Origin of the sequence: Paenibacillus glycanilyticus NBRC 16618, from assembly GCF_004000805.1 — a bacterium.
Taxonomy (GTDB): Bacteria; Bacillota; Bacilli; order Paenibacillales; family Paenibacillaceae; genus Pristimantibacillus; species Pristimantibacillus glycanilyticus.
In genome coordinates, this window is record NZ_BILY01000033.1 from 75555 (window position 1) to 81945 (window position 6391).

6 protein-coding genes and 1 pseudogene are annotated in these 6391 nt (G+C 52.0%); 1 reads left to right on the forward strand and 6 read right to left on the reverse strand.

Annotated elements, in window-relative coordinates:
• Nucleotides 1–89 precede the first annotated feature (89 nt).
• The 6 genes and pseudogenes from PGL01S_RS22710 to PGL01S_RS22735 form a co-directional block, all read right to left on the reverse strand.
• Entirely contained in the window at nt 90–611 is a 522-nt protein-coding gene (locus PGL01S_RS22710) for an ankyrin repeat domain-containing protein (RefSeq protein WP_127496855.1), read from the reverse strand.
• A 121-nt stretch (nt 612–732) separates the two neighbouring features.
• Complete coding sequence (locus tag PGL01S_RS22715; RefSeq protein ID WP_116394238.1) at nt 733–1050, reverse strand: thioredoxin family protein; 318 nt, start codon at nt 1048–1050, stop codon at nt 733–735.
• Nucleotides 1051–1052: 2 nt separating this feature from the next.
• On the reverse strand, nt 1053–1418 hold the full coding sequence (locus tag PGL01S_RS22720; RefSeq protein WP_127496856.1) for a MerR family transcriptional regulator: 366 nt from the start codon (nt 1416–1418) through the stop codon (nt 1053–1055).
• 199 nt (nt 1419–1617) lie between these two features.
• A pseudogene (locus tag PGL01S_RS22725) lies at nt 1618–2055 on the reverse strand (transposase); the annotation flags it as partial.
• 159 nt (nt 2056–2214) lie between these two features.
• Nucleotides 2215–3984 (reverse strand): SgrR family transcriptional regulator, encoded by a 1770-nt coding sequence (locus PGL01S_RS22730; RefSeq protein WP_127496857.1) that lies wholly within the window; start codon nt 3982–3984, stop codon nt 2215–2217.
• A gap of 65 nt (nt 3985–4049) precedes the next feature.
• Nucleotides 4050–4850, reverse strand: coding sequence for an AraC family transcriptional regulator (locus PGL01S_RS22735; protein WP_127496858.1), 801 nt, complete (start codon nt 4848–4850; stop codon nt 4050–4052).
• A gap of 115 nt (nt 4851–4965) precedes the next feature.
• Here PGL01S_RS22735 and PGL01S_RS22740 point away from each other — a divergent pair, with 115 nt between their 5' ends.
• On the forward strand, nt 4966–6183 hold the full coding sequence (locus tag PGL01S_RS22740) for an MFS transporter (RefSeq protein WP_127496859.1): 1218 nt from the start codon (nt 4966–4968) through the stop codon (nt 6181–6183).
• Nucleotides 6184–6391 lie beyond the last annotated feature (208 nt).

The following is a 6391-nucleotide window of genomic DNA, read 5'->3' on the forward strand; positions in this document are numbered from 1 at the left end:
CATGGTTGCCGAATCCTGTTTTGCGCTGTGCGCTGTGCTGTGATTCTCTTTTAGCCTGCAAAAGTTGTTCCTTACGGCTTCGCCCCGCTCTAGCGGAGCGCGCCATACTCCCGAAGCAAGCTCGCCACGTTCTCGTGCCCCTGCTGAACAGCCAGCGACAATGGCGTGTCACCGCCATCCGCCGAGGCGTTTATATCCGCTCCATGCTCCATTAACAGGCGGATCATCTCCAGATTGTCATCATGGAAAGCCGCCGAGTGCAGGCAGGTATGGCCATTGCTGTCCAGGATTGTTGGATTTGCCCCTTTTGCAAGCAGCAGCTTAATGACTTCGAGACTCCGTTCCCCCGCGATCGCCGCATGCAGGGCCGTATTCGAAGGAATAAACGAAATGCCGGAATGGGAGACGGCATTGACGTCTGCGCCTAACTCCAGCAATACACGTGTAACTTTCGCGTTGCCAAAATGCGCGGCATAGCCAAGCGGGGTAAGTCCGTCTTGATTCTCGGTATTGGCAAGCTGCGGATGGGCCTCAATCAGCTCTTGCGCTTTGGCTGCGTCGCCGCTCTGAGCCGCCTGGAACAGATCATTTATGTAAGACTGTAACTCCATTCGTATAACCTCCATCTGGAAGATAATGAGCCTATTTGAACTTCTCCCAAGAACCTTCCAATTCCTGCCTGCTAATTGAAAAAGCCGGCCACATAAGTGACCGGCCATTTCCCCTCACGCCTTACGCATACCGGGCAATTGCCTGCTGGTACACATCCTTCGGACGGAGTCCGATATATTTGTCGACCGGCTCGCCGTTATGGAAAACGATAACCGTTGGCATCGACATCACGCCAAATTCGGAAGCAATCTCCGGCGATTCGTCACAATCCACTTGAAGGATGGAGACACGCTCGCCTTCCTCCTGCTGAAGCTCATCCAGAATCGGCAGCAGCACCTTGCACGGCGGGCACCATGCGGCCCCGAACTCAACTAAAGTTGCTCCATTCGAGCGAACAGCCTGATGGAACGACTGCCCGTCTATTTTTCTAACGCTCATCTTCATTCCTCCGTTTCCTTCTGCTCTTCCAGAATCGACTGAATGCGGTCCTCCAGATTGCGTTTAATGCTGCTCAGGAGTTGAATCTGCGTCTCGATCTCCCCCAGCTTCTCGCGGTAGATCGGCAGCACCTCCTTGCAGAACGCCTCTTTGTTCTTCAAGACGCAGTGCAGGAAACCGGCGATTTGCTCCGTCGATAATCCAAGCTGGAGATACAGCTGAATCGTCCGCACTTGCTCCTCGGCAAGCGGCGAATATTCCCGGTACCCGTTCTCCAGCCGGATGGGAGTAAGCAGTCCCTGCTCCTCATAGTAACGAAGCGACCGCAGACTAACTCCCGTACGCGTCGCAAGCTCTCCGATTTTCATCCTTAACGCCTCCTGCATCGTCGATTCGAATCGATTATATACCCTCACATTAATGTGAGGGTCAAGATGAATCATATATTGGATTTACTCCAGCAAATGCGTTAATCGTGCTTTTCCCTGTTGCTGACTACTCAAAAACCCATCGTTTACAAGGGACTGACCCCCGTTTGTGAGACAGGGATCAAAACACCTTTCAAGTTTAAGCAACCAGTCGTCGATATTCAATTGGCGACTGGTTATTTAGTTTCGTTTGAATTCGAATTAAGTTATAGTAAGTAATGTATTCTCGAACGTTCTGTTCAACGATGGCCGTCGTTGTTTGGGTTAAACCTTCGAGATAGAACGTTTCAGACTTTAGAGTGGAATGAAACGATTCGATGGGGGCATTATCAGCGGGCGTTCCCTTGCGGGACATGCTCATGGTAATGCCTTTTCCTTTGATCGCATCTTGATACGCTTGAGATGTATAGACACTGCCTTGATCGCTATGCAGAACAGCTCCAGGAAGATCTGGTAACTGATTAAGCGTATCTAGTACGAATGCCGTATCTTGCTTATCTGAGATGCTGCTGGCAACAACCTCACCATTAAACAAATCCAAGATGCTCGAGAGGTACAGCATTTTCCCTCCGAACGGTTAACTAACTCTTGTTGCCAATGCAAAAACAACACCTCCAAAGTTGTCCCCCATATCTTACGACATGGAGGCTTTCTCTTGAAGGTGTTTTAATTTGTCTCATACTAGGGGGTCAGTCCCCAACAACGATGGGTTTTTATCAATCTCTTCGGCCAATTGTTAGGAACGCCAAATGTGTTTGAAATCAATCCAGCCAAGCGAATTGATCCGGACACCTTTTAACGAGGGATGGTAGTCGGTATAAAATTTACTATGAAGCATGAATAAGACCTGGCACTCTCTCCGAAGTCTCTCTTCAATATCTGCATAGATAGCCATTCGGTCCGGCGAATTTCTGCAGGCAAGCGCCTCATCAAATCGATCAAGCGTCCAAGCCGACAGCTCCGGCGTCATCATACTCTTTAAGAAGCTGTCTTCCTGTTCACAGCTCTCGATCAAAGTAACCTCGCCTTCAGGAAATACGAGCGAATACAGCGTCATATCAACCTCGTCCAGCACATTCTCCGGCGCCTCAACACGAACCAGCATTTTAATGCCATAGTCGGCACACTGCTTCTGAATCCAGCGGGCATCGGCCTCATGAATCGAATGTGAACACAACGTAATAGGCGATTGATCGAAACCGTATCGGATAATCTGCTTGCGCAGCTCCTCATCACAAACTGCTTCTCCTATTTCAGCAAAAGGTTCTGATTCAGGAAAAAAACCTTTGGCCGGCATATACCTTGCGCCTCCCAGTTCGTGAATCATTCGTTTCCGATCAAGCAGCTGATCTATGATACTGCGGAACAGCTTCGATTGCTGAAGTCCTTCTCTTTGCATGTTAAAGCTAAGCATACTCGTACAGACATTTTTGGATTCAAGCTTAACCCAGCCGTTCTCTTCCGTCACAGCCTGCAGCTTCGGATCACAGATGAGTTGCTTCCATGTGGCCACATTAGCCTTTAGAGCTTCATGTTGCGGAACATGTACGATTTCGACCTGGTCTAAATGAGGACGCGATTGAAAATATTGTACATTTGCTTCAAGCAACAGCCTTCCGCTGGTCCACTCTTCAATCTGGAAAGGGCCCGTGCCAATGGGACGCTTCCAGAACATCTCTTCGCTTTGCCCCAGCAGCCCTGAAGGCAATATTGACATTACAACGGAGCAAGCGTATTTAAGAAATAACCAGTTGGGTGTATGTAAATGAAAACGTACAGTTCGTTCCGATACGGCCTCGACTCTATCCAACGACCGCAAAATCCAGCTGTTAAGCTTTCCGTTTCTCAGCCGCTCTATCGTAAAAACAACGTCGGCTGCGGTAAGTGCGGTTCCGTCATGGAATAATACGCTTTTCCTCAGATGAAAAGTCCATGCCGTAGCATCTTCATTGCATTCCCACTCATGGGCGATACCGGGCAATACGCGGCCCGTATTCTCCTCTAGCACGACAAGCCGGTCACAAATCTGCTGAATCATATGCGCATCAAATGAAAAGATGCATTCTGCCGGATCCAGGGTCGTGATCGTCCTTGTTATAGGAAGGCGCAGCACATCGGCCAATTTTCCCTGGTGCTTGTGGAAGCCAAAGCTGCCTCTCATCCACTCCATGAATCTCTCGTTGGCCGCCGTTCCTTCCCCGAAGGTCTGGAGTAGATGAAAAGCCTTATTATAATCGCCATCTTCGGCATATTGTCGTGACAGATCCAGAAGCAGCTTCTCCCGGTCTTCCCGGAAGGTAATCTGTGAGCGGTTTCCCCTGCCTCTTCCTGCCTTCCACTTGATGTAGCCCTCCTCTGACAGTTTGCGGAGAACAAGCTTGGCATTTCGTTCTGTACAATACAGCGCATCTGCTATTTGCTCCAGCGTTGCCTCCGCCGCTGCCCCGGCTCCAAGCACACTCGCAAACCGCCCGTACAGCGTCAAATAACGTTCAATCGTTAACATCGTTATTCCTCACCTCGCTCGAAAGAGGAAGTCTAACAATCGTGATGCGGGACAGCCCTTCGCTACTATTGCTGGCGGTACGCCTGCGGGGTAACGCCGGTCATTTTCAGGAAAGCGCGATGAAATTGGCTCGTGCTCGAGAAGCCGAGATCCACGCTGATCTGCCCGATCGTAGAATCGGAACGGCGCAGTCTGTTCATGGCCTCCGTAATGCGCAGCCGCAGCAAATATTGATACGGCGTCGTACCGGTTGCTTCGCGGAAAGAGCGGATAAAATGATAGCGGCTTTGAAGCGCGATTCCGGCAAGCTCCTCGATGTTAATCGTATGGTCGTAGCAGTCATGGAGATAGGTCAGGGCCCGCCGAATATGCGGATCGTTAATGCCCGGCGGCAGCAGCTCCTTCTGGCCAAGCTTAAGCATGCCGCCCAGATAGGCGAGCACATCCTGCTCCACCTCCTGCACCGCAATCGGATCGGCCAAAGCCTGCCCTTCGATCAGCGCCATCATCCATTGACGGAACCGGCCTATCATGTCTCCGGTATGGAATTCCTGCCGGATGTCCTGCCCGGCTCCCGCCATGAAATGCGGCTGCAGGGATTCCATCCCGCCGTCTCCGCGTTCGCGGACTTTGATAATGATTACGGATGATTGCTCGCCCAGATAAAAATGATGCTCGGTCCCCGGCGGCTGGAGCAAGCCGTTGCCTTGCTTCAGGCCATAGCTCCGCTCTTCCTGCGTAAAGTGAACCGTGCCCTTGATCGGAAGCGTAACCTGCATCCAGTCCTCATGCTTATGGGGAACATTCTTGAAGCTATGGCTTCCTTGCCACAGCTCGATCCAGTTGGTCTCTACTTTCATCTCCATGTATCTTCACCTGCCATCATTATAGCAAAAGTTGCTCCATTTGCAGCACTTTTCGCAACGACCGTTTTCCGCCTCCCCCGCTATACTGAAAAAAATGAAAAGGGGGAACCGTTCCATGAATACGACCGCTGCTTTACAGGCGCAGCGCAATCCGGCGATCTGGATGCTGTTTGGCGTCAGCTTCGCCCATCTGCTGAATGACGCGATGCAGACCGCCGTGCCTTCCGCTTTTCCGCTGTTCCAATCCGAGATGCATCTGAGCTTCACCAAAATCGGCTGGGTAGCCTTTATGCTCAACATTACGGCATCCTTGCTTCAGCCGTTTATCGGATACGTATCAGACCGCAGGCCAATGCCCTTCCTGCTGCCGCTTGGCATGCTCTTCTCGCTGGCCGGCGTAGTTGGCTTCGCATATGCGGACAGCTTCTGGATGCTGCTCGTCTCTTCCGCCCTTATCGGGGTGGGCTCGTCCGTCCTGCATCCGGAATCCTCCCGGGTAGCCCGGATGGCAGCATCCGGCGGGAAAGGGATGGCGCAATCGGTATTCCAGGTCGGCGGCAACACCGGCCAGGCGCTGGCGCCGCTGTTGGTTGCTTTTCTGTTAATGCCGCATGGCCAAAAAGGCTTCCTGTGGTTTACGATTTTCGCCGTTGCCGGAATCGTCATACAACAAATCATCAGCCGCTGGTATGCCGGTCAATTAGCAGCTGCCGCATCAATTAAAAAAGCGGCTAACCGGATGCTGGATCAGCCATCGCCCCATTCCACGTTGTTCGTGGCCGGCACGATGGCGCTCCTCATTATCCTGCTGTTCTCCAAGTTTGTGTATATTGCGGGCATGACCGGTTATTATTCGTTCTATTTCATCGATCATTACGGGTTGTCGTTCTCGCGCGCGCAAATTTGCTTGTTCGCTCTGCAATTCGCGGGCATGGTGGGCACGCTGCTTGGCGGACCGCTTGCCGACAAGTTCGGCCGCAAGACCATGATCTGGATTTCCATCGCCGGAACGGCGCCATTCTCGCTGATGCTCCCTTACGCAAGCCCGGCAGTTGCCCTCGTCTTGTGCTGCGCGATTGGCCTGATTCTAATGTCCGGCTTCTCCGTTATCATCGTCTATGCGCAGGAGCTGATGCCAAGGCATATCGGCACCGTATCCGGTTTATTCTTCGGTCTCGCGTTCGGCATGGGCGGACTTGGCTCCGTTCTGCTCGGCTGGCTGACCGACGTGAAGGACGTTGCTTTTACGATTGAGCTGTGCTCCTTCCTCCCGCTGCTTGGACTTTGCGCGTTCTTCCTGCCGAAGGACTCGAAGCTGATGGGCAAGGGGTAGGCGGGGAGCTTCGCCAAGTTGATAGCTCCAGACCGAATAAGACCCTGTGAGGGTCTTATTTCGTTTATTGCCGCTCTGCTCGAATGAGATAAGACCCCGGCAGGGTCTTACCTCTTACTTTTGCGCGCTAAAACGCCACATCCATGCGCTACATAACAAAATAAGACCCTTGCGGGGTCTTATTCGCTGCTTGTCTAGCCTACTTGGG